Source organism: Actinokineospora xionganensis (genome assembly GCF_014323725.1).
In the GTDB taxonomy this organism is placed as follows: domain Bacteria; phylum Actinomycetota; class Actinomycetes; order Mycobacteriales; family Pseudonocardiaceae; genus Actinokineospora; species Actinokineospora xionganensis.
In genome coordinates this window covers 298,202-320,660 of the sequence record NZ_JABVED010000005.1, presented here as the reverse complement: position 1 = coordinate 320,660, position 22,459 = coordinate 298,202, and the positions used below count along the sequence as shown (strand labels likewise).

Sequence of the window (22,459 nt, the reverse complement as noted above, 5' to 3'; positions counted from 1 at the left end):
CGGCCCGCGAGCAATGGCGCTCGCGGGCCGTTTTCATTCCCGGTTCCGGGTGCCGAGCCGTCGGGCTAACACTTGTCCGTGGAGAACGCCTCGCCAACGCCTCGCCCGGGTGAGGGGCCGGATGGGCCTCGAAGATGCTTGGGTCCGCCCTCACCCCATGCTCCCGTGTAGCCCCACCAGGGCTGCTCGGTGACAGGTTCGAGCTTCGCCCAGGTGGTCCAGCGGTCGCCGGGGTTGGCGATGTCCTGCTTGTTTCGTCCCGGCCGCGGGTATGACGCATGTGAGAGGACAGCCGAGTAGGCGACGGGATGGCCGTCAGACTTTTCGGCGTCGTTCCACGGCAGGCCGCAGGCGTGCCCGTGCGCCCAGAAGGTCAGCTGGACAGGCGTTTTGTCGTCGAACACGACGGCTACTCGTTCCCAGTCGCCCTCGTGCGGGTTGGCGTTCGGGTTGGTGGGGTAGAACAGCCAGTAGATGACCGCGACCCTGCCGCCCGGCTTGCCGTCTTGATCGGCGTGCTGCCAGTAGACGGGGGCGGTGTTCACTCCGTCGGACCGGTGAGGATCGTCGATGCCGGCGATGGCGAGGTTGTCGGCATCGAGGAAGAAACCCTCGGGTCCAAGGAACTCTCCCGAGCCGACGTCCTCGGTGTGGTTCGACGGGAGCGGGTCGCCTTCGTGGGGACACTCGCGGTTCAACGGATAATGCGGCTTCCCTCCCGACTGGTGGTGGTAACCGCCCTGTCCGAGGACGCGTTCGTCGAGGTCGCGCGCGATGTGGTGGTCGTGGCAGTTGCTGTCGTGACTCCACCTCAGCGTGGAGCGGACGATGAAGTCGCTCGGGTCAGCCGGGCCCGCTAGATCGAACTGCGACAGGCGAACCAGAGGAGCCCACTGCTTGGCCAGCGCCGCCTGCGAGGAGTCGCCGGTCGGGCGACCGCGCTGCGGGGGAATCCACACCTGAAGGGCGTGGGTGCTGAGCGCGGTCCGGTTTTGGCCTTCCACCAAGGTGAGTGGCTTGTCTTCCTCTCCCCTGCCGAGTTCAAGACTGCTCCCCGCGCCGATGTCGAAGACGCTGTCTAGGTCACGTTCGTCGGTCCGCGCCCATTGTGCGCCGTCGTAACGCCATTGAGTGTGCGCGGACTTCTCACCGCACCGCGGTCCGTTCAGCCCGCCGTAGGTGCATGACCACGTCCACGCGGCTGTGCGCAGGGTGCCGTCCGCCGCCCACCAGAGGTGGTCGCGGCTGCTGTTCCAGTCGTCGGCGGCGATGTTCGGTGTCGTCTGCCGCAACTCCCGGTCGCTGGTCCGCGTCTGCTCGGCCGGGCTGGTGGGGTCGAGCCAGAACACCTCGGCCACCGCTGTCGCCGCGCCCGTGGATCCCGTGGTGGCGTAGGCGAACAGCGGCCCACCCGACCAGCCGCGCGGGGTGAACGCGGTGTCCGCCACCTGGCCGGCCTTGCCCGCGTTCGTCGTCTTGCCGGTGGCCGGGTCGACGATGATCAGTTCGCTCGCGTCGCGGGCACCGGTTTGCGAGATCTGGAACGTCACCAGCCGATCACCCGCGCCGGCGATCGACGAGGCGCCGTTGTCCAGTTTCAGCGGCCCCTGGGGCTTGAGGGTGGCGAGGTCGAACACTGTCAGCTCGGTCGCGCCGTATTGCGCCGAGACGTACACCTTCCCGGCCGCGATAGCGACGTCGTGGCAGGTGCAAGCGGCCTTCGCGATGGCGCCGGTCCGCGCGTCGATCGAGACCAGTTGCTCGCCCGCGATCGCCACGAACCGCGACCCGTCCGGTGCCCATTCCGCTTGTTCACCGGTGTCGGCGTCGAGTTCGGCGACCACGGCACCGGCCCGCATCAGCCGGAGCTTGCCCTCCTCGGCGTAGGCGAACAAGGGCGCGCCGGTCTCCGCGGGCTTCGTGTCCACGGAGTCCGGCGGAGGCGGTGGATCCGGCTCGCAGCCTGCCACCAGCACCAATGACAGCGTCAGGACAAGCAAACGCATGATCCACCCCATGACCTGGCAGCCTACGCAAACGTCCGAGCGGGGAACCTCAGCGTGAACCGTCCGGGGCCTTCACCGGAGTGCAGGGGAACTCCGACTTGTCGGACAGTGCTTCCACGGTCGGCACGCACAGCTCGAGTTCACCGAGCTCGACGGTGTCGGCGACCTCGAAGCCGACCTGCCCTATGACGGTCTCGCCGCGCTTGATGTCGGTGCGGACGTACTCACCCGATTGCCACCGGTGGTCACGCCATTTGTCATCTTCCAGGGCATCGAGTTCGCTGCCCGGCCATCCCCAGTAGTAGCAGTAGCCGGAGATGGCGGGCTCCGCGCCGCACGGGCCCGAGGTCGCCTTGTGGCGGACGTAGAACTCCCGGTTGACGCTCACCTTGTCGGCACCTCGGTCAGGCAAAGCCGGGGTGACCGCGACCCACACCACCAGGTAGTGGTGACCCGGCTTGGCCGGGGTGTCCAGCACCTCCGGCATCCAGGTGGCGTCGATCGCCTTGGTCTTCACGCCGACTTTCATACCCGCGTCGGTGAACACGACTCCTTCACCCGGGAAGTCCTCGAACGCGGGCGGCTTGGCCGACGGCGTGTCCACCGACGACGGAGCCGCATCCGTGGCCCCCGGTGCGTTGCCACCCTGGGAACCACCCCCGTCGCTGGAACACGCCGTGAGCAGCGCGGCTGACACCGCACCCACGACCAACTTCGCAGACCTCACCAATCTCCCCTTTCGTCCGAACCGAGGGGAACAGTAGAGCCTCACGAAGCCGCCGCGCCGGAACTTCGACCGACTCGACCGGCTGAACCGGGCTCGGTGGGTAACGTTGCGGAACTATGAGGAACCCGGTGGTCATGACCCTGATGGCCGTGACGCTGCTGTCCGCTCTGCTGTCCTGCGACGACAACGCCCGGCCCCAGCGCCCGGGAGAGGCCGAGCCCGGGACGGCCCTGCGGGTCCTGGCGGAGCGCTACGCCCCTGTCGTCTGGCTGGCCAAAGGTGACAAGAACGGCCCCGGAGACGCCTCCCGCGCCGCCGAGGGGGCCTCGCTGTGGTTGAACGACCTATGCGACGGGGTACCCAGCAACACCCAGATCGCCGACCGGGTCGAGCTGCCCAAGCTGGGTGGCCGCGAAGCGGCGTACTCCGCGGCCAGCTGCGCCGCCGTGGTGGGCGGGGTGCAGTCCGACAAGCACACAGCGGCAGGCGACGGGCGCGGGTTCTACCTCGACTTCGACGACTCCTCACGCGCCGGGGACCCGGGGACCGCCCCGCTGTACTGGCAGGCCGTCGTGGACGGGAACCGCACGGCGATCGTCTACTGGCTGTTCTACCCGTACAACGACTTCGTCAACGACCACGAAGGCGACTGGGAGCGGGTCGCCGTGCAGTTCCGCGACGGGCGGCCCGAGCCGGTCGGCGTGACGTTCTGGAAGCACAACGAACCCGAGTGCTTCGCGTGGTGGCGCGAGCTCGAGGTCGACGGCGACCGGCCGGTCGTCTACTCCGCGTCCGGCTCCCACGGGTCCTACCCCTGGATGGGGACCTACGACGCGTTTGTCGCGGACAAGATCAACGACGTCGCCACGAAGGGCACCCGCTGGGCCGGGCGGCCCCGCTCGGTCGTGGACGAACCCTGGTGGGGCTACCGCGGCCGCTGGGGGTACCAGGCAGGCGCCCCCGGCTCGGACGGCCCGCACGGCCCTTATCCCGGCCGCGACGCGTCAACGCTCGGTGGCGAGGGCTGCGCCCGGCCGGACAAGGCCGGACCTGAGGTGCCCGAGGTGTTCCGGGGCGGCTGGCGGTCGCCCGCCCCGGTCGTGCAGCCCACGTCCGACAAGACCTACCACGTCGAGATGACCATCACCGAGCCCGACGGCGACGTCGTCGGGGAGACCCGATACCCCGGCCTGGGCTGCCGGGGCGTGCTGCGGTTCTCCCGATCCGACCCGGCGACCTTGGTGGTCACCGAGCACATCGTGGAGCAGGGCACGACACGCTGCGTCGTCGACGGCTCGATCACGCTGCGGCCCGACGGCGACGGGCTGCGGTGGGAGTACACCGAGGGCGGGGCGTCCCGCGTCGCGGCCACGGCGGACGTCGTTCGCGCATAGGGATCCCCCGCGCGCGGGTGATCCGCGCAGCGGTCCGAGACGAGCACCCGATTTGCGGGTCCGGATCGTCCCCTGGTGGGCGGTGGCGCTGTCCAAGCAGCTGATCAACCGGGTCACCCGATCCGGCGAGGTGGAGGCGGCAGGAACGGCCCGCGAGCGTCGGGTCTCGCGGGCCGTTCCCCTATCCACCCGGTGGGAGCTAGAACTTCCCGCAGTTCGGCGTGGCGGCCTTGCCCGCGAACCGGTCACCGAGCCACACCGCCGAGTTGCCCGCCGCGGGCTGGGCCGCGAACACGTGGCCCATCAGGGGCAGGGCGAGGATGTCCCGGAACTGGACGTTCGCACCCAGCCCGCACCAGTCCTTGGCGAGTTGCTTGCCCTGGCCGTAAGGCACGATGTCGTCGGCCGGGGTGTGCTCGACCAGGGTCGGCGCGGTCGGCTTGCGGTTGCCGATCCGCAGGTCCTTGATGACCGTGGTGAACGGCTCCTGCGTCAGGTACGCCGAGACCGGTTTGCCGTCCTTGGTCAGGCTGCTCGACTGCTTGAACGCGAACTTGAAGATCGCGTCCATCGTGCACACCTGCGACGCCTGCACGAACAGCTCCGCGCCCGCCTCGTTGGCCAGGCTGACCAGCCGGGTCTCCGGGTAGGCCGTGTTGATGCCGACCAGGGAGAAACCGAGGAAACCGAACGCGTACGCGCCGTCGAGGCTCTTGGCGAGCACCGCCTTGTCCGCGGGCGGCGCGCCGACGTAGGCGCCCTTCACGTCGAGTTCCGGCGCGTACTCGGGTGCCAGTTCGACCGCGGCGGCCGAACCGCCGCCACCCTGCGAGTAGCCCGTGATGCCGACCGGGCCGTTGGACGGCAGGCCGGTGCCCGGCAGCCGCTGCGCCGCCCGGATCACGTCGAGCACCGTGTGCGCCTCGGACGCCCGGACCACGTAGGCGTGTTCGCCGGGCGTGCCGAGACCCTGGTAGTCGGTCTGGGCGATCGCGATTCCGCGCTCCAGCAACGGATTGATGAACAGGCCGTGCGTCTGCGAGATCAGGTCGCCCCCTCCCGCCAGGGCCTTCGACGGGGCGCACTGGTCGCCCATACCGGAGGTGAACGGCGAGTAGGCCACGATCGGGCGCGGCCCCGGTCCCGACCAGGGCTTGGCCGGGACCAGAACCGTCCCGGTCACCGCGATCGACTTGTTCTTGGCATCCCGCGACAAATACATGACGCGGGTCGCTGTGGCGCCGTTATAAGTGGACGGCTCGGATTTGATGACGTCGCCGTTCTGCCCGGCGGGCAATGGCGACGGCGGGGCGTAGAAATCGGCGGCGACAGCGGGCGACGAGGCCACGGTGACCACCGCGAGGACGGCGGCGATCACCGTCGTGGCAGCGAGTCCGCGTCTGACAGGGACGTGCACGTTGACACTCCGTTGCGCTCAGGTTTCCGAAAAGGTCTCGGAACGCAGCCTGGCGACGGCAGTGACTTAAGACAACGCTTGATCGGTCATTGCGGAATCCTGCTACGAAAAGCTCCCTCTTTCGAATAGTGGCCAGAGTCGGTTTTGGCAATCCTCGCCGAATTACGCCGAAGGGGGCGAACCGATGTCGAAGGTGACGCCGAACGGGTCGGTGATGGCGGCGGTGTTGCCGTAGACCATCTCCTGCACGGCGTCGGCCGTTCCCCCGGCGGCGACCACCCGCTCTACCGCGGCGTGGCAATCGTCGACCTGGAACAGCGTGCCCCAACTCGACTTGGTCGCGGTCGGCTCGCCCACGATGCCGCCGATCTCGTGGCCGTCGGGCCTGCGCAGGAAGGTGAAGTCGAGGTCGGGCAGATCAGGGTTGCCGTCGAGGGTGAAGTCGAAGACAGCGGCGTAGAACGGCCGCGCCAACGCCGCGTCCGGGGTCACCAAGTCGTTGCGCAGGAAGGAATTGGGCTCGTTCACCACCTCGGCGCCGATGTGCTTGTTGCCCTGCCACAGGCCGAACTGGGCGCCGACCGGGTCCTTGACGATCGCCATTCGGCCCTGCTCCATGACGTCCATCGGCTCGGAGAGCACCGTGCCGCCCGCCGCACGGACGCGCTCGACGGTGGCGTCGCAGTCGTCGGTGGCGAGGTAGACGTTCCACCAGAAGTCGGTGGCGGCGGGGTCCGGGTTGGGCATGATCGCGGCGGCACGCTTCCCGTCGAGCAGACAGGTGGTGTAGTGCCCGGTCTCGGCGGGCCCGATGTCGAACTCCCACCCGAACAGCGCGTGGTAGAACGCCATCGCGCGATCGAGGTCGGGGATGCCGAGGTCGATCCAGGTCGGGGTGCCCAATGGCTGGTTCGCGCTGAGATGGCTCATGGTTGTCCTCCAGAAAGTCGAGGCCGTCAAGCTAGCCTCGCCCACCGACAGACTCCGCCGCCAACGCTAGCGGGGTTCCCGGATGAACAGTGGCAACTCCGTCGCCGCGTCCGCCCGGTTGCGGACCATGGTGAGCGGCGCGAGCGTGCCACTCATGCCCTCCGCGGCCCGCCATTCGATGAAGCGCACATCATCGATCTCGACCCACGCGGCGCGGCCCCCGTCACCGCTCCCCAGACGGAAATAGGGCATGACCGTGTTCCCCTGCACCGCACCCGCGTCAAGTTCCGCCGTCGTCAGGTCGATGACGACCCGGTGCCACGCGCCGTCGGCGGGGACGTCGATGGGCCTGACGTGACTGGCGACGGCCCGGGTCGAGGGATCCTCGGTGGGATTGCTGTCGTCGAAGTGGTAGACCTCGAACCGCACCTCCGGCGCGGCCGTCGTCGCCCGGCGCACCATCGCGGTCAGCGAGTACGACGGGACCGGGTCCACCCCGACCGGCTTGCCCCTGCGGACTTCGAACAGCCGATGCCTCGGCAGCGAGACGCGAGCGATCGTGCGGGTCTGCACGATGTCACTTCCATGGCTCTGCATCCGCAGGTACCGCAAGCCTTGGGGCGTCGGCCCCGGTTGGGCGCCTTCCTGGTTGCTGTTGATGCTCCAGTGGGCAGCCTCGCTGACACTGTTGTCGGCGGACTCGTCCTCGAAATGCCCCCACCCGAACAGGTCACGGCCGATGTCGACACCGCCGACCGCGCCTGGCTTGGTCAAGGCGGTCACCGGGACCACGTCGCCGAGATCCGCCGTCTCCCGCGGACCCAGCGCGACCTTGACCTCCCGCTCGGCCGCGTCGCCTTGCTGGATCACTCCTGTGTGTCGCTCGATCGCGATCTGCGCGAAGACGCTGTCCGGGTCCGGTCTCACCGCACGCGTGCGGACCTCGACCGACTCCCGATATGACTCGGCCGTCAGCAAGCCGCGCTCCCAGACGCCGGTCAGCACCCGCGCGGCGGCACGGTCGGTCAGTGGCACCGGGACGTAGTCCACGATCTCGACCGGCAACAGTCGCGCTTCGAGCAGCCTGTCGCCCTCCCACACCGTACGGAGGAACGCGCTGGAGAACGTGCTGAGGAAGTTCTGGTCGAACACGAAGTTGCCGAGGCTGTAGGCGATGAGCTTTCCCTTGTACCACTCGACGCCCTGCAACACGTTCGGGTGGTGGGCGACGACGATGTCCGCGCCCGCGTCGATCGCCTTGCGGGCCACCTCGCGGGTGTCAGCCGCCTCCGCGTCCTGAAACTCCAGTCCGCTGTGCACCTGCACGACTGTCACGCCGTTGGACGCGGCCCGGATTTGTTCCTCGGACTTCGTGCCCTCCCAGCGGGCGGCGCCGCCGTGGCCGCGCCGAGCGACCCAGTCCTGGGTTTCCGGGTACACCTGCGTCATCGAGGCCCACAGTCTGCCCACGGCATCCTCTGCCAGCCGCGGTTCCGCCGCGCGGAACTGCTCCCACGCGTCGCCGATCCGGCGCGGCGCCGTCGGGATCCTCGCCTCGGCGAAGCCCCACGGACGGGCCTCGTACTGCCAGTTGTCCTTCTCCGGCAGGTCGGCGGGCTTGCGTGTCTTGGCGGTAGGGAAGTTGGCGTTGACGAACGAGCCGTCGACGGTCGTGTACGCCAACACAGTGATCGGCGACCCGTTGAGCTCACGGGTGTGCGGCGCGGCGGCCTCGTCGGCCGTGGCGCCCGCGCCCACCATCGCGATGCCGGCCGCACCCAGCGTGTGCCGGGTGTCCGCGATGCCCGCGTCCAGCAGATCACGCGCGTGGTCGTTGGCCAGGACGGCGAGATCGACCGACAGCGCCTTGAGTCCGGCGACCGTTCCTGGCGCGGAGTTGAGAGGGAATCGCTTGCCCGGGTACGCGGCCTCGGCGGGCTTGTCGCTGAGCACCGTCTCAAGGTTGACCGTGCTGAAGTCGGTCGCGCCGAACATCGGCGCGACCGCGGCGACCACCCGCTCGGCGCCCGCCGCCGCCGCGTCGGCTGGGATCAGCGCACCGGACCGGGAGCCGGACTTCTCCTGCGACGGATCGGCGTACCGCCTGCCGAACATCACATCACCCGCGGAGTGCATCGTGAACCGGTTGGGGGTGCGGGCGAACAGCCGGACCGACATTTCCTTGCCCGAATCCGACCACCCGATCGAGATGGGCTCGGTGAGGTGGCCGTCTGCCTCGATGACGGCGACAGCGGGCCCCGACAGCACGGGCACGGTCGCGACGCCGCGGTCGTCGGTGCTGAGCACGCCCTCTGCCTCGGCTATGCCGTGCAGGGTGACCTTGGCGCCCTTGATCGGCTCGCCGGACTCGCCCACCACCGCGATCTTCGCTTCAATGGTGCTCCCACCTTGCGCGCGCAGGCAGCCTTCACAGTCGTCGCCCGACCTCACGTGGACGATCAGGGCCGTCACCAAGGCCACCACGACGACGACCGCGACGAGCCACTTGTATCGGGCGAGGGCAGTGCGCACCGCGGCGGTTCTCCTTCAGGTCGGGTGGTTCTGGTCCGGACGGCCAGTGAGGTCAGTCGCGGGCGAGGTCGGCCTCGGCGAGGATACGGACCGCCTCGGCTCGGCCTTCCCGGTCCTCGCGCAGCGATCGGTTCATCTCGACGTGCACGAACGGCGCGTCCTGTTCCGCGGCGTGGATGCCCTGCTGGTTGCGCCTGCCCTCCAGCGCCCCGCAGTGGTCCGACCACGCCTCGCACACGCGGATGCCGGCCTCGTCGAGTCGCTCCGACGCCCGGCGCAGCCCGGCGCCCGCCCGGCCGACACCCGCGGACAACACGATGTCGGCCTTGTCCAGCGTCCCGTCGTGGAAACCGTGCAGTTGCACTTGCGGGAGGCCACGCTCGGCCAGCCGCGCCGTGACCACGTGGAACATCGAGTCCGAGCGGTGCGCGACGTCGCCCGCGCCGTCGTCGACGCGCCGGTGGGTGCCCGCGACGGCGAGGACGGCGCCCGGTGTCCGACGGAACAGTTCCAACCCGATTTCCTCGGTGTGCAGGTCGAACGCCGGGTGGGGCACCTCGACGACGAGGCGGGTGGGTCGCGACAGGTCGATGACGTACATGCCCCAGGCGCGTTCGTCATCCGAGGCGTCGGCGGCCAACAGGAAGGACCGGCCGGTCGAGCTGTCGATGCCCGCGCGCACCCGGTACCCGAGGTCGTCCACCCGTCTGGCGACGGCGGAGACATCCGCGACGGTGCCCTGGCTGAGCTGGTCGATGGTCTCGGCGAGCAACAGGCTCTCCGCCCGGCGCGGGGTCCGATAGGGCGCGTCGTCGCGCAGCGCGGCGACGTAGTCCGCCAGGTCCTGACGCAGATCCTCGGGCCCGTCCACCCCGGAGGTGTCGTCGCCGCCCGGTCGGGGTCCGTCGATCCCGAAGCCGATGTGAACCAGGAACGCGGCCGTCGCGACCAAGGCCACACCCAGGGCCCACCGGCGACCGCGCTGAGAATTGGTTTTCACTGTCGGTAGTGTATGCATGCCACGCACGTGCCCTAATTCACCCGCACGAGTGGCGTTGACTCTTGATCTGTGTAGCAGAATGTGGCCCGCCGCGCGCTGCGTACTCGCGGTGGGCTAACTGGGGGCTAGTGAAATGTCGGAGCAACAGTGAAACGACGGAGCAGGATCGCGCGCGGTGACGGCAGAAGATTGGAATCACAGATCCCGGAAAGTGGTTTCCCTTCCGGTGTCGCCATCCCCTCGCTGTGCCTGCTGATCCTCCTACTCGCGCTGGCGGGTCTGAGCAAGGTGCTGCTCGACGGGCGGGCCGTCGACGAGGTGCCGCGCGCGTTCGTCGACAGCCAGGAGAGGCTGGCCGCCGACACCGCGCGATCGACGGGCGCGTCAGCGACCCAATCGCTCAGCGACCTGCGGCTCGCGACCTCGGCCCAGGCGGAGCAGCCGGTCGAGCACCTGCTCGACAAACTGGTGCAGCAGTCCCGCTGGCGCGGGGCGGCCGTGCTCAACCGTGCCGACCGCGCTCTTGTCGCCACCCGGGGCGAGCAGGTGCCCATCGACGCCGTCGCGACCGACCCGGCCGACGCCCTTGGCACCGTCGTGGCGGGCAACGGCGATCTCCTGCTGATCACCAGCGTGTCGCTGCCCCACGACCGCGTGCTGGTGGCGACCAGCGTGCTCAAACTCCCCAAGGCCGACCCCGACCCCGCACTGCGCCAGTCGCTGCACCTCACTACTTTCGCCGGCCAGGCAATCGGCGTGAGCCGTGCCCCGCTCCCCCCCTCGGATCCCGCGCTCGACGGTCTCGTGGCACAGGCGGGCCGTGACGCGGCGGGGGAAAGCGGCCGCGGCAGCCTGCTCGGTCCGGGTGGGGCGGACACACGGGCGACCGTCGCCTATGCCGCGGTGACCGCCTCCGGCGGCGCCCACCGCCTCGATCTCGCCGTCGTGACCGTCGGCTATGTCCCGGTTGACGGGACGGCCGTCGGGGGCTCGGGCACCATTCCCGCCCTTCTCCTCGCCGCTGTCGTGATCGGCGGCTTCCTTCTCGTACGCCTGTTCGTCGTCCGACCGGTTCGCCGACTGCGGGCCGATGCCCTCGCCGTGGCGGGCGGCGACCTCGACGCCCCGGTGCGCACGTCCGGGACCCGGGAGACCAATCGGATCGCCGCCGCGGTCGAAACCTGCCGGGCCGAGCTGACCGACAGCGAAGATCCGGGCACCCGGCCGCGCGGGATACCCGCGATGGTCGTGGTGAGCGTGGCGGCCGTGGCCGTCGTCAGCTGGTCGGCGGGCGTGGTGACGCTGCTCAACGATCACGCCGCACCAGTCCCGGACGTGCTGGTCACCAGCCTGCGCGCGCAGACCGACCGGGCGGGCGACGCACTGCGCCGCAGCGTCAACGACGGACTCGCCGACCTCGCCGACGTGGTGGCGCTGTCCGGCGCCGATGGCCACGACGCCGTGCGTGCCTCCGCGGAGCGCCTGGCCGAAGGCCAGTCCCGCTACCGCAGCGTCTACCTCGTCGACAAGTCCGGCGCCGCGCTGGCGCACGTCGGCCGGACTCCCCTGCGTGCCACCGAGCGCTCTCCGATCAAGCAGGGCATCCGCCAGCAGAACAGCAGCGGGCGCGTGCCGGTGATCTTCGCCCATGTGCCGCTGCCTGACGGCAAGCACACCCTTGTCGGCGAGTTCGACATCGACCACATCGCCGCCGTGCTCGCTCTCGCGCCCGGCCGCGCCCGCCTGGTCGACGCCGAGTTCCGCACGATCAGCGCGACCTCGGGCTACGTGGCGTTCGAGCAGGTCACCGACCTCGGACTGCGGGACAGCGTGGTCCGGGCCCAGCGCGGCGACGTGATCGCCGAGGTCCGCATGGTCGGGACGAGAGAGGCCATCGTCGCGTCGGCCGCGCTGTCCGGTGGCGACGCCGGGAAACTCGGTTGGACGGTCGTCGCCGAAGCGCCCGTCGCCGAGCTCGCGCTGTCCGCCAACAACCTGCGCAAGCAGGCCGAGTTGGTCGCCCTGATCGGTGTCCTGCTCGCGGCGCTGATGTTCGGCTGGCATCTGTTCGGCTTGGTCAACCCGCTGCGCCGGGTCGCGGCAGCGGCCGACCGCCTGGCCGCCGGGGATGCTGACGCGGTCATCTACCCCCAGCGCCACGACGAGATCGGAACCATCGCCTCCTGTCTGGAGGTGTGCAGGCAGGCCGTCAACGACGGACACGGTCGGCTCGGCGAGGTCCGCAGGCCTCATGGTTCGGCCAACGAGGAGACCACGCTCATGCGGCCGGTCGAGAAGCCCGAGCCAGCGAAGTCCGCGAACGTCCCCAACGTCGATCTGCCCCGCCAACTGCCCGCACGCAGACCCAGTGCCCGTTCGGGGAGCGGGAGCCGATGACGTACCTGTTCATCGTCCTGGTCACCATGACCATGGGCATGCTCGGCGCGGGCCTCATCGAACAGCGAAGACATTTCGCCCAGTTGTCGAGCATCGAGCACCGAGTACTGGTCAACGGTATTCGCGGCAAGAGCTCCATCACCCGGCTGTGCGCGGGCGCGCTACGCGGCGGCGGACTTGTGACCGCGGCCAAGACGACCGGCACGGCGGCCCGGTTCATTCACCCGGACGGCAGCGAGGAGCCGGTCTACCGCAAATTCGGGATCGCCAACATCGTCGAGCAGATCGGCATCGTGCGCCGGGCGGCGGCCTACCAGCCCGACGTCATGGTCATCGAGTGCATGGCCGTGATGCCCGACCTGCAGGAGATCAACCAGGCCAAGCTGATCAAGTCCACGATCGGCGTCCTGTGCAACGTCCGCGAGGACCACCTCGCCGAGATGGGGCCCACGCTCGACGACGTGGCCCGTTCGCTGAGCCGGTCGATGCCCTTCGGGGGGATCTGTGTCACCGCGGAGCGCGACCGACTCGACATTCTGCGAGCCGAGGCCGCCAAGCGCGACTGCGAGCTCATCGCGGTCGACCCCGAGTCGGTCACCGACGAGGAGATGGCGGGCTTCAACTGGGTCACCTTCAAGGAGAACGTGGCGATCGCGCTGACGGTCGCGGACTTGCTCGGGGTCAACCGGAGCCTTGCCCTGGAAGGAATGTGGGCGGCGAGGCCGGACCCAGGTGTGCTGTCGGTCAAGCGGTACGCGGCGGGCGACAAGATCGTCCGGTTGGCCAACGTCTTCGCCGCCAACGATCCGGAATCCACGCTGATGAACATCGACCGGCTGCTCGACCAGGGCGCGATCGAGCGGCCGCTGCACCTGGTGATCAACTGCAGGCCGGACCGGGTCGAACGCAACGGGCAGATGGGCGCCATCGTCGCCGAGATCGACCCGGACCGGATCATCCTGATCGGTGAGCCGACCCGCAGCGCCCGGGTGACGATCGCGGCCGACTGGCAGAACCGAGTGGTCGACCTCGGCGGTTCACGTCCGGCGGCGGAACTCCTCGACACCGTGCTCGACGGGATCGATGACGAGGCGGCCGTGGTGACGGTCGGCAACATCCACGGTCAGGGCGAACTGCTGCTCGAAGAGCTCGGCACCCTCGACGAGCTGCCCGCCGAGCCTCGCTCCCCAGTCCCGACGGCGGCCGCCCGGGCGCCCGCGCGACCCGCGCGAACCGTGGTTGTCCGCGGCGACCTGTACAGCCCGGCGGACGCCACCGAGACTCCTCGCAAACCCGCACCTCTGCCCGAGAACGCCAGAGCACCACGGGCGAAGCCCAGTTACCAAGACCCCCTCACCGAGCTCGTCACGCCCGCGTCCACGCGGGCCGACGACCACGCCCGACCCAGGAAACGATGATGAACAGCGCGACCCTGCCCCCCGAGGTGGCCACCCTCGGGCTGGCCATCGGCCTGGTGTTCTCCCTTGCCTGCTACCTGATCACGAATCTCTCCCCCGGGGGGATGATCACCCCCGGGTGGCTCGCGCTCACCCTGGTCGAGGACTACCGCCGTGCCGCGATCGTCGTGCTGATGAGCGGCCTGACCTACGGCGCGGTGAAGTTGCTGCAGAAGGTCGTCATCCTCTACGGCAAGCGGCTCTTCGCCGCCGTCGTCCTGACCGGCGTGCTCTTCCAGACGACGTTGTTCCTGCTGATCCAAAAGGACTTCCCGCTGCTGTTCGCCCACCAGACACTGGGCTTCGTGGTGCCTGGTCTGATCGCCTACCAGCTGGTCAGGCAACCCCCGCTGGTGACCCTTGCGGCGACAGGTACCGTCAGCGCCGCTGGATTCGGGGTACTGGCCAGCGGTGTCCTAGCGGGCCTGGTCCCCACGATCTGAGGAGACGGTCATGTCGAACGCGACACGCAGGCCCGCCACCGGTGTGGCGGTGGGCTCGTTGGTCGTCGTGGTCGCATTGGCGGCGCTCGCCGTGTGGCTGCTGACCAACCCGTCGAGGCCGCAGCCGCCACCGACGATCGGCGCCGGAACTACGCCGTCCGCGGCGCAGCCGGCAGGCACCCCGCTGGTCTTCGACCGGCTGACCGGCCCCGCTCGGACCGTGGTGCGCGAGGGCGGCAGGGTGCTGGCCGTGTTCACCGACGGCGCCCGAACCGTGACGCTCGACGGGCCGAAGCGGACCTTCGCCGAGCCCGCCGCTACCAAGGCCGCCGTACACACCACGACCTGGGTGCGCTTGGCGCCGCAGCCGTGGCAGGCCGGGCAGGAGACCGCGGCGTGGTTCGCCGACTGGTTCCCGAAGGCGCGCGCCGACACCAGCGCGGACGTACTCGAAGTCGCCACGCAGTACGTGATCGACGCACCGGCGGACAAGGACGGCGACGGCGTCCGGTATCGCGGGGACGCGTCATTCGGCCCGGTGAAGGCGACCGGAGCGGGCCGCAAGGAACAGTCCGACTTCTTCGACTACCTGGGCAAGCCGTGGAGCTTCCCAGACGCCAAGGGAGATCCGGACAGCAGTCGCTACGGCGCGGTCGACTGCTCGGGCTTCGTCCGGCTCGTCTACGGCTACCGCATGGGAATGCCGCTGCTGGGAACCAACGACCCCGGTCCGGGTCTACCGCGGCGCGCGTACGCGATCGCCGATCATGGACCCGGTGTCGAACTCGTGCCGAACAAGCGGGCGAGGGCATCGGCGTACGGGGTGCTCCAGCCGGGCGACCTCGTGTTCTTCGAGGTCGAGGACGGTCCCGAGACGCTCGACCACGTCGGCATCTACATCGGCATCGACGACGGCGGCCACCACCGGTTCATCTCCAGCCGGGAGCGCATCGACGGCCCCACCCTGGGCGATGTCGGCGGCACGTCCCTGCTCGACGACGGCGGCCACTACTCGACCGCCTGGCGGGCCGCCCGCCGACTGTGAATTTCGCGGGTCGAGTGGCAGGACAAGCTAGGCGGAGACCCCCGACGACACCGGTTCTGTGCGCGTGTCCGCCACTGGACTCGCGCGCGTCGAGCAATTCGTCCCAGTGCCCCGCGAACACTCGCACGCCACCGCCATCGGCTTCAACAGACTGCGCCCCAGCGGAGTCAGCGAACAGTCGCCGTGCCCGGCGGGCTCTGGATCCTAGGCCGCGGACACGAGGTCACCGCGATTGTCCGCGATCCGGCGCGGCACAACGACTTGGCGCGCGACGGCGTGATCCTCGCTCACCACCCGCGGCCGCCACTCAGGCGAACGCGCCGCACCGCGTTGGTCTATGCCCGTGACGCCGACCGGTACGTCGCGACCGCGACGATGCCGAGCTACGCGGAGTATCAGCGGTCCACTTCCAGGATCATCGCGGTGGTGGCCCTGGACGTCGAGATACGACACACTCGGCGGTGACAGGGGAGGTCAGGTGGCGGAGAAGTTCAGTGACGAGGAATTTGCTTTCCTCCGGTATGCCCGGTTCGGCTCACTGCCCGAGCGGGTGAAGCGGGAGGAACTCGTCGCACTGAACGAGACGGAGCCCGCCCCCGACTACAGCGACCTCGCCTACGACGCCAGGGAACGCGCCGAGGGCTGAGGTTTCGGAAAGTCGCTCTCGGATCGGCCGATCCCCGGCTAACGTGGCCGCCACATCCGGCCTGAGTCGAGGTGATCCATCGTGGCCAAGTCTCCGCAGGAGAAGAAGGCGCTGAGCTACGCCAAGGACCGACGCGACGCCTACGGGCGAACAACAAGGCTCCGCGCAAGAGCGTCCGCCGGCGCAAACGACAGCCGAACCGGGCTGATCGGCGGCGGGAAAGCCAGCTCCTGGGAACGGCTCTGGGACCTGCGGCCGAGGAGGCGGTGGAGACAGCGGAAACACGTCCGCGGGGGGCGCTGTCGAAAGCCGTCTCGACGCTGTGGAAGAAGTGGCCGGACCAGCCCTTGGCCGACCACATGGAGAATCGCCTGCTTCGCCGAGTGAAGCTCGGCATCAGCGATCCCGAGGTTGAGCAGGACCGCATCGAGCGCATCCGGCGGACGCGGCGCTAGAGTGCGCGGACGCCCTGTGGGTAGCTCGTTGTCGCGGTTCTAGTCCAGCTTGCCGAGGAACGTGGTCAGCCGGGCATGCAGGTCGATCAGGTCCGGCAGCGGCGTGTCCAGTTCCCGGAACACCGTTCGCGGGATCTCCCGCACCCTCGGGCGCAGGGCCTCGCCGGTCTCAGTCAGTTCCACGACCACACTGCGTTCGTCGGCGGCGCTCCTGGTGCGGCGCAGCAGGCCGGCGGCGTCCATTCGCTTGAGCAGCGGTGAGAGGGTGCCGGAGTCGAGGTGCAGCGCCTGCCCCAGGTCCTTCACGGTCAGCGGCCCGCGGTCGAACAGGGCCAGCATGACCAGGTACTGCGGGTACGTGAGCCCCAGGTCGTCGAGCAGGGGACGGTAGCGCGCGGTCAGCGCGCGCGACGCGGTGTAGAGGGCGAAGCAGAGCTGCTGCTCCAACGCCAGTGGATCACGTTGCGCCATCAGGCTCCCTAGACGACGACCAGGTCGACGTCGATGTTGCCACGCGTGGCGTTCGAGTACGGGCACACCTGGTGTGCGGCGGCGACCAGTTCGTCCACGGTGGACCGCTCCACCTCGGGGACCGAGATCTCCAGAGTCACCGACAGGCCATAGCCGCCGCCGACCGCTCCCAGCCCGACCACGGCGCTGACCTGCGAATCCCGCATCCGCACCTTCGCCTTGCGGGCGACGAGCTGCAGCGCGCTGTGGAAGCAGGCGGCGTAGCCCGCGGCGAAGAGCTGCTCCGGGTTCGTGCCGCCTCCCGGCCCGCCGAGGCTCGTCGGGACGGCCAGGTCGGCGGTGAGGGCACCGTCGGATGAGAGCACGCGGCCACCTCGTCCGGACCCGGTCGCGGTCGCCCTGGCTTCGTAGAGAGCCTGCACAGTTGCCTCCTCGGGAAGTTCGATGACACAAACCTAGCGGGCAATTAAGTTGTGCACAATCAAATGTGTTGTGCGGCACCCGTCACCCGATGCGGTAAAAATGCGAGCTGAAGGTTAGCCTCACCTCACCATCACCTCACTCGGTACGGGAGCAGCAATGGGACTCCGATCCACCCGGCTGGCGGCGACGATCCTGGCCACCCTTCTCGGCGCGACCCTCGCGGGCTGCGGCACCGAGCCGGGCAGCGACGGTCCCGTCCTCACGGTCTACTCCGGGCGCAACGAGAACCTGGTCAAGCCCCTGCTGGACAAGGCGGAGAAAGCCATCGGCGCGAAGCTGGAGGTCCGCTACGGCGACACCGCCGCGCTCGCGGGCCAACTCGCCGAGGAAGGCGAGCGCTCCCCCGCCGACGTGTTCTTCTCCCAGGACGCCGGCGCACTCGGCGCGTTGGCGAGCGCGGGCCGACTGAGCAAGCTCCCGCAGTCCGTGCTGGACGCGAGCCCCGAGCAGTGGCGCGGCACCGACGGCACCTGGGTCGCGACGTCGCTGCGGACCCGCGCGGTCATCTACGACCCCAAGCAGGTGGCTGAGGCCGACCTGCCCGCGGGCATCGACGACCTGCTCGACCCGAAGTGGAAGGGCAAGATCGGCTTCGCGCCCTCCAACGCCTCCTGGCAGGCCTTCGTGACCGCGATCCGTGTGATGCGCGGCGAGGACGGCGCCAAGAAGTGGCTCGAGGGCTTCAAGGCCAACGAGCCGCAGAAGTACGACAACAACATCAAGATCCGCGACGCCGCCGACGAGGGCAAGCTCGCCCTGGGCCTGACGAACCACTACTACTGGTACGAGAAGGCACACCAGGTCGGCGTGGACAAGATGAGCGCCAAGCTGCACTTCATCAAGGGCAACGACCCGGGCGCGCTGATCAACGCCGCGGGTGTCGCGGTGCTCAAGTCGAGCAAGAACCAGGAACTGGCCGACAAGTTCGCCGAGTTCCTGATGTCCCCCGAGTCGCAGAAGTACTTCGCCGACAAGACCGCCGAGTACGCGGTGCGCGCGGGCGTCACGTCGACCGAGCACAAGCTGGTGCCGCTGAGTGAGTTGCAGCCGCCGGACCTCAAGCTCGCCGACCTGCAGTCGCTGCCCAAGACCGCTGAGCTGCTGCGCCAGGTCGGACTTCTCTAAGTGGTCCAACGGTCGGCGGCGCGACCGCGGGCGACCGGCTGGTTGCTCGCGGCGCTGCCCGCTGTCGTCGTCGCGGTCCTGCCGCTGGTCTACCTGGTCCTGCGGGCCACCGACCAGGGCTGGGACGTCTTCTGGTCGATCGCCGCCCGCTCGCGGACCGCCGAGCTCACGGTGAACACGGTGACCCTGCTCGCCGCCGTCGCGGTCAGCGCGGTCGTCCTGGGCACCGCGGCGGCGTGGGCGGTGACCCGAACCGCGCTGCCGCTGCGTCGCCTGTGGACAGTCCTGTTGGTACTCCCGCTGGCGGTTCCCTCGTATGTGGCCGGGTTCGCCTGGCTGTCGATGGACGTCGTCGGATTCCCGGGCGCCTGGCTTGCGCTGACGACCACGAACCTGCCGCTGGTGCTGCTTCCGGTCGCGGCGGCGCTGCGGTCGGCCGACCCGGCGCTCGAAGAGGTGTCGCGCTCGCTGGGCCACGGCCCGTGGCAGACCTTCCTCAAGGTGACGCTCCCGCGGATCTGGCCGTCGGCGGTGGCGGGCGGCCTGCTCGTGGCGCTCTACGTGCTGCATGACTTCGGCGCGGTGTCGTTGCTGCGGTACGAGACCTTCACCCTGGGCATCCAGACCGCGTACGCGGGCAGCTTCGACCGCACGCCCGCCGCGGTGATCGGCGTGGTGCTGGTCGTCCTGGCGATCCTGCTGGCCCTGGCCGAGGCGCGGATGCGGGGCACCACGTCCGCCCGGCTCGGCCCCGGCGTGGCCCGGCAGGCCGAACCCATCCGGCTGCGCGCGGCGAGCGTTCCCGTGCTGCTGGGCCTGGGCGCCATCGTGGTGGTGTCGCTGGGCGCGCCGTTCGGGGCGTTGGTGAAGTGGCTCGGGGTCGGGCGGACGAGCATCGACACCGGCGCGCTGGTGTCGACCACCGCGACGACGGTCCAGTTCGCGGCTTTCGGCGCGCTGGCCACGATCGTGCTCGCGGTGCCGGTGGGTTTCCTGGCCGCGCGACACTCGTCGCGGCCGGTGCGGGCGGTCGAGCTGGCCGCCTACGCGGGGCACGCGCTGCCGGGGATCACGGTGGCGCTCGCGCTCGTCTTCTTCGGCGTGCGGTTCGCGCAGCCGTGGTACCAGCAGACCCCGCTGCTCGTCTTGGGCTACGCGGCGCTGTTCCTGCCGATCGCGATCAGCTCGGTGCGCACCGCGGTCGCGTCGGCGCCGGTCGGGGTCGAGGACGTGGCGCGGTCGCTGGGCCGGGGCCGGGCGCGCGTGTTCGGCACGGTGACGCTGCCGCTGGCCGCCCCGGGCATCGCGGCGGGCGCGGCGCTGGTGTTCATCACGTGCGCGAAGGAACTGCCCGCGACGCTGCTGCTCCGCCCGACCGGCGCGGACACGCTCGCCACGGCGCTGTGGACCAAGACCGGGGTGTCGGCGTTCGCTGAGGCCGCGCCATATGCGGCGCTGCTGGTCGCGGTGTCGGCGGTGCCGGCGATCCTGTTGGAGGTGTCGGTGTTCCGCTCGGGTCGGCCGGAGGACGCCGTGCTGGATTCGGCTACGCGAGGAGCACAGTCTTGACCGAGCTGACGATCACCGGGCTGACCGCGGGCTACGGCGCCACGCGGGTGCTGCGCGGTGTCGACCTCACTGTGCCCTCAGGTTCGCTGGCGGCGGTGCTGGGCCCGTCCGGCTGTGGGAAGACGACGCTGCTACGGGTCGTGGCGGGGTTCCTGCGGCCCATGGCGGGTGAGGTGAAGCTGGGCGGCCGGGTCGTGACGTCGCTGGCCCCGGAACGTCGCCGGGCCACGGTGGTGCCCCAGGAGGGCGCGCTGTTCCCGCACCTGACCGTCGGCGCGAACGTCGGCTACGGCCTGCCGCGCGCGGGGCGGGCGCAGCGGGTGGCGGAGATGCTCCAGCTGATCGGCCTGGCGGGTTTCGAGAAGCGCAAACCCGCCGAGCTGTCGGGCGGCCAGCAGCAGCGGGTCGCCCTGGCCCGCGCCTTGGCGCCCGCCCCGGACCTCGTCCTGCTCGACGAGCCTTTCTCCGCCCTGGACGCGGGCCTGCGCGCCGACCTACGCGCCGACGTCCGCCGGGTCCTGCGGGCCGCCGGGACGACGGCACTGCTGGTGACCCACGACCAGGACGAGGCCCTGTCGATGGCCGACGTCGTCGCGGTGATGCGCGACGGCGTGGTGGTGCAGGCGGGACCGCCGGACGACGTGTACTCGCGGCCGGTGGACCTGGGGGTGGCCACCTTCGTCGGTGAGGCGGTGCTGCTGCCCGCGGTCGCCTCCGGCGGCTCGGCGGCGTCGGCCCTGGGCACGATCGACCTGACCGCCGAGGCGACCGGGTCCGGCACCGTCTTGCTGCGGCCGGAACAGGTGAACCCCGACCTCGACGGCGAAGGCGTCATCGCCAAGGTCCTGCGCACCAGCTTCCACGGCCACGACGCGACGGTGACGCTGCTGGCGGGTGAGACCGAACTGGTTTCCCGTGTCCCCGCTCCCCTGCGCATCGCCGAAGGTGACAACGTTCGGATCAGGGTGTCCGGGCGGGGCCGATTCTATCCGGCGCCTATGAAAGACACACGATCTACACATGATTCGTAGTCAGCCGCGACCTCGATAGGCATACTCGGACTGTGAAGATCACCGAGATGAAGATCGCGGTCGAATTTCCCGTCCAGGCCAAGGCAAGCGAGGTGTGGGAAGTCCTCTCGGACATCCCCCGCATGGCTTCCTGGAGCCCGGAATGCGTCCAGGCCGGTTGGCTGGGCGATGCGCCGGTTGGCCCCGGTTCCGAATTCGAGGCCACCAACCAGATGGGCGACTGGACCTGGAACGTCACCGGGAAGATCGTCGCCGTGGCCAAGCCGAACATGGTGACCTGGGTGGTGAAGGGCCTCGACGAGGACACCGACCAGCCCTCGTCCACCTGGAGCTATGAGCTCTGCACCCTGCCCGACGGCGGGACCCTGATCACGCACACCTTCACCCACGGCCACGGCGGCAGCCACCTGGTCACGCTGGCGGCGCAGAACCCGGACCACGCCGACGCGATCGTCGAGGCACGCGCGCAGATGCTGCGCGACAACATGCTGCAGACCCTGACCAGGATGGCGAACCAGATCGGCTGGACGGTCCCGGAGCCCGCGCCCGTGGCGTCTACATAGGACTGTTCAGCCCCGAACGGTGAGTTCGGCGGTGTCCTCGACGATCGCCGCCAGCTGCGAGGTCAGTTCGTGCACAACCTCGCCGAGGAGATCACGGGTCCCCATGGCGTCGACGTCCCGCGCGTCGACGCCCTGCCGCCGAAGGTGTTCGGCCAGTGCTTTGCGCAGCTGCTTCGGCTTGATCTCCCGCAGCTCGATCGTCACGACGTGCTTCATGGTGTGAAGGTTAGGCGGACGTCCTCACACCATGTACTGGTCGTGCCGGGCCCACAGGTCGACCCACTCTTCGTGGCTGAGTTCCAGTCCCTTGTCGGCGACCTCGGCGAGTTCCTGGAAGTACCGCTCCCGGGGCGGGCCGGGCGCGAAAAGGATCAGCATGTCGGCGGGCTCGTCGGAGTCGTTGCGGAAGGCGTGGATGCCACCTTCGGGGACGTAGAGGAAGTCCCCGGCCGTGGCGTCGACCCAGGTCTCCCCGTTGAAGAGCCGCACAGTCCCGCCGATGACGTAGAACGACTCGGAGAACGTCCGATGGAAATGCGCCCCGGGACCGCCCGCACGCGGCGCCATCTGCCAGCGGAAGAGCCCGAACCTGCCCTCCGTCACCGACCCGGGCGCCACGAACCGGGCCGTCGTCGTCGGGCGTTCGAGGGCCTCGACCTCACCCGCCTGCCGGTAGATGCCACCGACCTCGCCAGTGTCGGCGAGGTAGGGCTTAGCCGACTCAGCTGCCGAGCGTGAACCCAGGAAAGACACGTGTCCCCGCTCCAT

21 protein-coding genes are annotated in these 22,459 nt (G+C 69.7%); 11 read left to right on the top strand and 10 right to left on the bottom strand.

Annotation, left to right across the window (positions count from 1 at the left end):
- Positions 1 to 65: 65 nt before the first annotated feature.
- Together GPZ80_RS11925 and GPZ80_RS11920 are read right to left on the bottom strand one after the other, a co-directional pair.
- Positions 66 to 2,006, bottom strand: a complete 1,941-nt coding sequence (locus GPZ80_RS11925; protein WP_187220368.1) for a YncE family protein — start codon at positions 2,004 to 2,006, stop codon at positions 66 to 68.
- Between the two features lie 49 nt (positions 2,007 to 2,055).
- Positions 2,056 to 2,733 (bottom strand): hypothetical protein, encoded by a 678-nt coding sequence (locus tag GPZ80_RS11920; RefSeq protein ID WP_187220367.1) that lies wholly within the window; start codon positions 2,731 to 2,733, stop codon positions 2,056 to 2,058.
- Positions 2,734 to 2,867: 134 nt separating this feature from the next.
- Between GPZ80_RS11920 and GPZ80_RS11915 the strand changes: the two genes are divergently transcribed.
- Positions 2,868 to 4,127 carry a hypothetical protein gene (locus GPZ80_RS11915; protein WP_222719152.1) on the top strand — a complete coding sequence of 420 codons (1,260 nt, stop codon included), beginning with the start codon at positions 2,868 to 2,870 and terminating at the stop codon, positions 4,125 to 4,127.
- A gap of 199 nt (positions 4,128 to 4,326) precedes the next feature.
- Here GPZ80_RS11915 and GPZ80_RS11910 read toward each other — a convergent pair whose 3' ends face one another.
- The 4 genes from GPZ80_RS11910 to GPZ80_RS11895 form a co-directional block, all read right to left on the bottom strand.
- Positions 4,327 to 5,544 carry a lipase family protein gene (locus GPZ80_RS11910; RefSeq protein ID WP_312880268.1) on the bottom strand — a complete coding sequence of 406 codons (1,218 nt, stop codon included), beginning with the start codon at positions 5,542 to 5,544 and terminating at the stop codon, positions 4,327 to 4,329.
- Positions 5,545 to 5,706: 162 nt separating this feature from the next.
- A complete protein-coding gene (locus GPZ80_RS11905; RefSeq protein WP_187220365.1) occupies positions 5,707 to 6,474 on the bottom strand; it encodes a VOC family protein in 768 nt (255 codons plus the stop codon).
- Between the two features lie 66 nt (positions 6,475 to 6,540).
- Positions 6,541 to 9,006 (bottom strand): CapA family protein, encoded by a 2,466-nt coding sequence (locus GPZ80_RS11900; protein WP_187220364.1) that lies wholly within the window; start codon positions 9,004 to 9,006, stop codon positions 6,541 to 6,543.
- Between the two features lie 52 nt (positions 9,007 to 9,058).
- A complete protein-coding gene (locus GPZ80_RS11895; RefSeq protein ID WP_312880267.1) occupies positions 9,059 to 10,006 on the bottom strand; it encodes a hypothetical protein in 948 nt (315 codons plus the stop codon).
- A gap of 189 nt (positions 10,007 to 10,195) precedes the next feature.
- Here GPZ80_RS11895 and GPZ80_RS11890 point away from each other — a divergent pair, with 189 nt between their 5' ends.
- The 6 genes from GPZ80_RS11890 to GPZ80_RS11865 all read left to right on the top strand — a co-directional run bounded on the left by GPZ80_RS11890 (position 10,196) and on the right by GPZ80_RS11865 (position 16,449).
- The gene (locus GPZ80_RS11890; protein ID WP_187220363.1) at positions 10,196 to 12,403 is read left to right on the top strand and encodes a HAMP domain-containing protein; all 2,208 of its coding nucleotides are present in this window, start codon (positions 10,196 to 10,198) and stop codon (positions 12,401 to 12,403) included.
- Positions 12,400 to 13,821 (top strand): poly-gamma-glutamate synthase PgsB, encoded by a 1,422-nt coding sequence (pgsB, locus tag GPZ80_RS11885; RefSeq protein WP_187220362.1) that lies wholly within the window; start codon positions 12,400 to 12,402, stop codon positions 13,819 to 13,821. Before GPZ80_RS11890 ends, pgsB begins: the two co-directional genes overlap by 4 nt.
- A complete protein-coding gene (locus tag GPZ80_RS11880) occupies positions 13,821 to 14,303 on the top strand; it encodes a poly-gamma-glutamate biosynthesis protein PgsC/CapC (protein WP_187220361.1) in 483 nt (160 codons plus the stop codon). Before pgsB ends, GPZ80_RS11880 begins: the two co-directional genes overlap by 1 nt.
- 10 nt (positions 14,304 to 14,313) lie before the next feature.
- Positions 14,314 to 15,348, top strand: a complete 1,035-nt coding sequence (locus GPZ80_RS11875; protein ID WP_187220360.1) for an NlpC/P60 family protein — start codon at positions 14,314 to 14,316, stop codon at positions 15,346 to 15,348.
- 478 nt (positions 15,349 to 15,826) lie between these two features.
- Complete coding sequence (locus GPZ80_RS11870) at positions 15,827 to 15,994, top strand: hypothetical protein (RefSeq protein ID WP_187220359.1); 168 nt, start codon at positions 15,827 to 15,829, stop codon at positions 15,992 to 15,994.
- Positions 15,995 to 16,260: 266 nt separating this feature from the next.
- Positions 16,261 to 16,449 carry a hypothetical protein gene (locus tag GPZ80_RS11865; RefSeq protein WP_187220358.1) on the top strand — a complete coding sequence of 63 codons (189 nt, stop codon included), beginning with the start codon at positions 16,261 to 16,263 and terminating at the stop codon, positions 16,447 to 16,449.
- 39 nt (positions 16,450 to 16,488) lie between these two features.
- Here the strand turns inward: GPZ80_RS11865 and GPZ80_RS11860 are convergent, their stop codons facing one another.
- Together GPZ80_RS11860 and GPZ80_RS11855 are read right to left on the bottom strand one after the other, a co-directional pair.
- On the bottom strand, positions 16,489 to 16,920 hold the full coding sequence (locus GPZ80_RS11860; RefSeq protein ID WP_187220357.1) for a MarR family winged helix-turn-helix transcriptional regulator: 432 nt from the start codon (positions 16,918 to 16,920) through the stop codon (positions 16,489 to 16,491).
- Positions 16,921 to 16,928: 8 nt separating this feature from the next.
- On the bottom strand, positions 16,929 to 17,342 hold the full coding sequence (locus tag GPZ80_RS11855; protein WP_187220356.1) for an organic hydroperoxide resistance protein: 414 nt from the start codon (positions 17,340 to 17,342) through the stop codon (positions 16,929 to 16,931).
- Between the two features lie 157 nt (positions 17,343 to 17,499).
- Between GPZ80_RS11855 and GPZ80_RS11850 the strand changes: the two genes are divergently transcribed.
- From GPZ80_RS11850 to GPZ80_RS11835, 4 genes are read left to right on the top strand one after another with little or no spacing between them, the layout of a single operon-like run.
- Positions 17,500 to 18,528: an extracellular solute-binding protein gene (locus GPZ80_RS11850; protein WP_187220355.1), complete on the top strand. Its 1,029-nt coding sequence runs from the start codon at positions 17,500 to 17,502 to the stop codon at positions 18,526 to 18,528.
- Positions 18,529 to 20,097, top strand: coding sequence for an ABC transporter permease (locus tag GPZ80_RS11845; RefSeq protein ID WP_312880266.1), 1,569 nt, complete (start codon positions 18,529 to 18,531; stop codon positions 20,095 to 20,097). It begins immediately after the preceding gene.
- Positions 20,094 to 21,128, top strand: a complete 1,035-nt coding sequence (locus GPZ80_RS11840) for an ABC transporter ATP-binding protein (RefSeq protein WP_187220354.1) — start codon at positions 20,094 to 20,096, stop codon at positions 21,126 to 21,128. Before GPZ80_RS11845 ends, GPZ80_RS11840 begins: the two co-directional genes overlap by 4 nt.
- A 32-nt stretch (positions 21,129 to 21,160) precedes the next feature.
- Complete coding sequence (locus GPZ80_RS11835) at positions 21,161 to 21,691, top strand: SRPBCC family protein (protein ID WP_187220353.1); 531 nt, start codon at positions 21,161 to 21,163, stop codon at positions 21,689 to 21,691.
- Positions 21,692 to 21,697: 6 nt separating this feature from the next.
- Here the strand turns inward: GPZ80_RS11835 and GPZ80_RS11830 are convergent, their stop codons facing one another.
- The gene (locus tag GPZ80_RS11830; protein ID WP_187220352.1) at positions 21,698 to 21,907 is read right to left on the bottom strand and encodes a hypothetical protein; all 210 of its coding nucleotides are present in this window, start codon (positions 21,905 to 21,907) and stop codon (positions 21,698 to 21,700) included.
- A 24-nt stretch (positions 21,908 to 21,931) separates the two neighbouring features.
- A complete protein-coding gene (locus GPZ80_RS11825) occupies positions 21,932 to 22,444 on the bottom strand; it encodes a cupin domain-containing protein (RefSeq protein WP_312880265.1) in 513 nt (170 codons plus the stop codon).
- Positions 22,445 to 22,459: the final 15 nt, after the last annotated feature.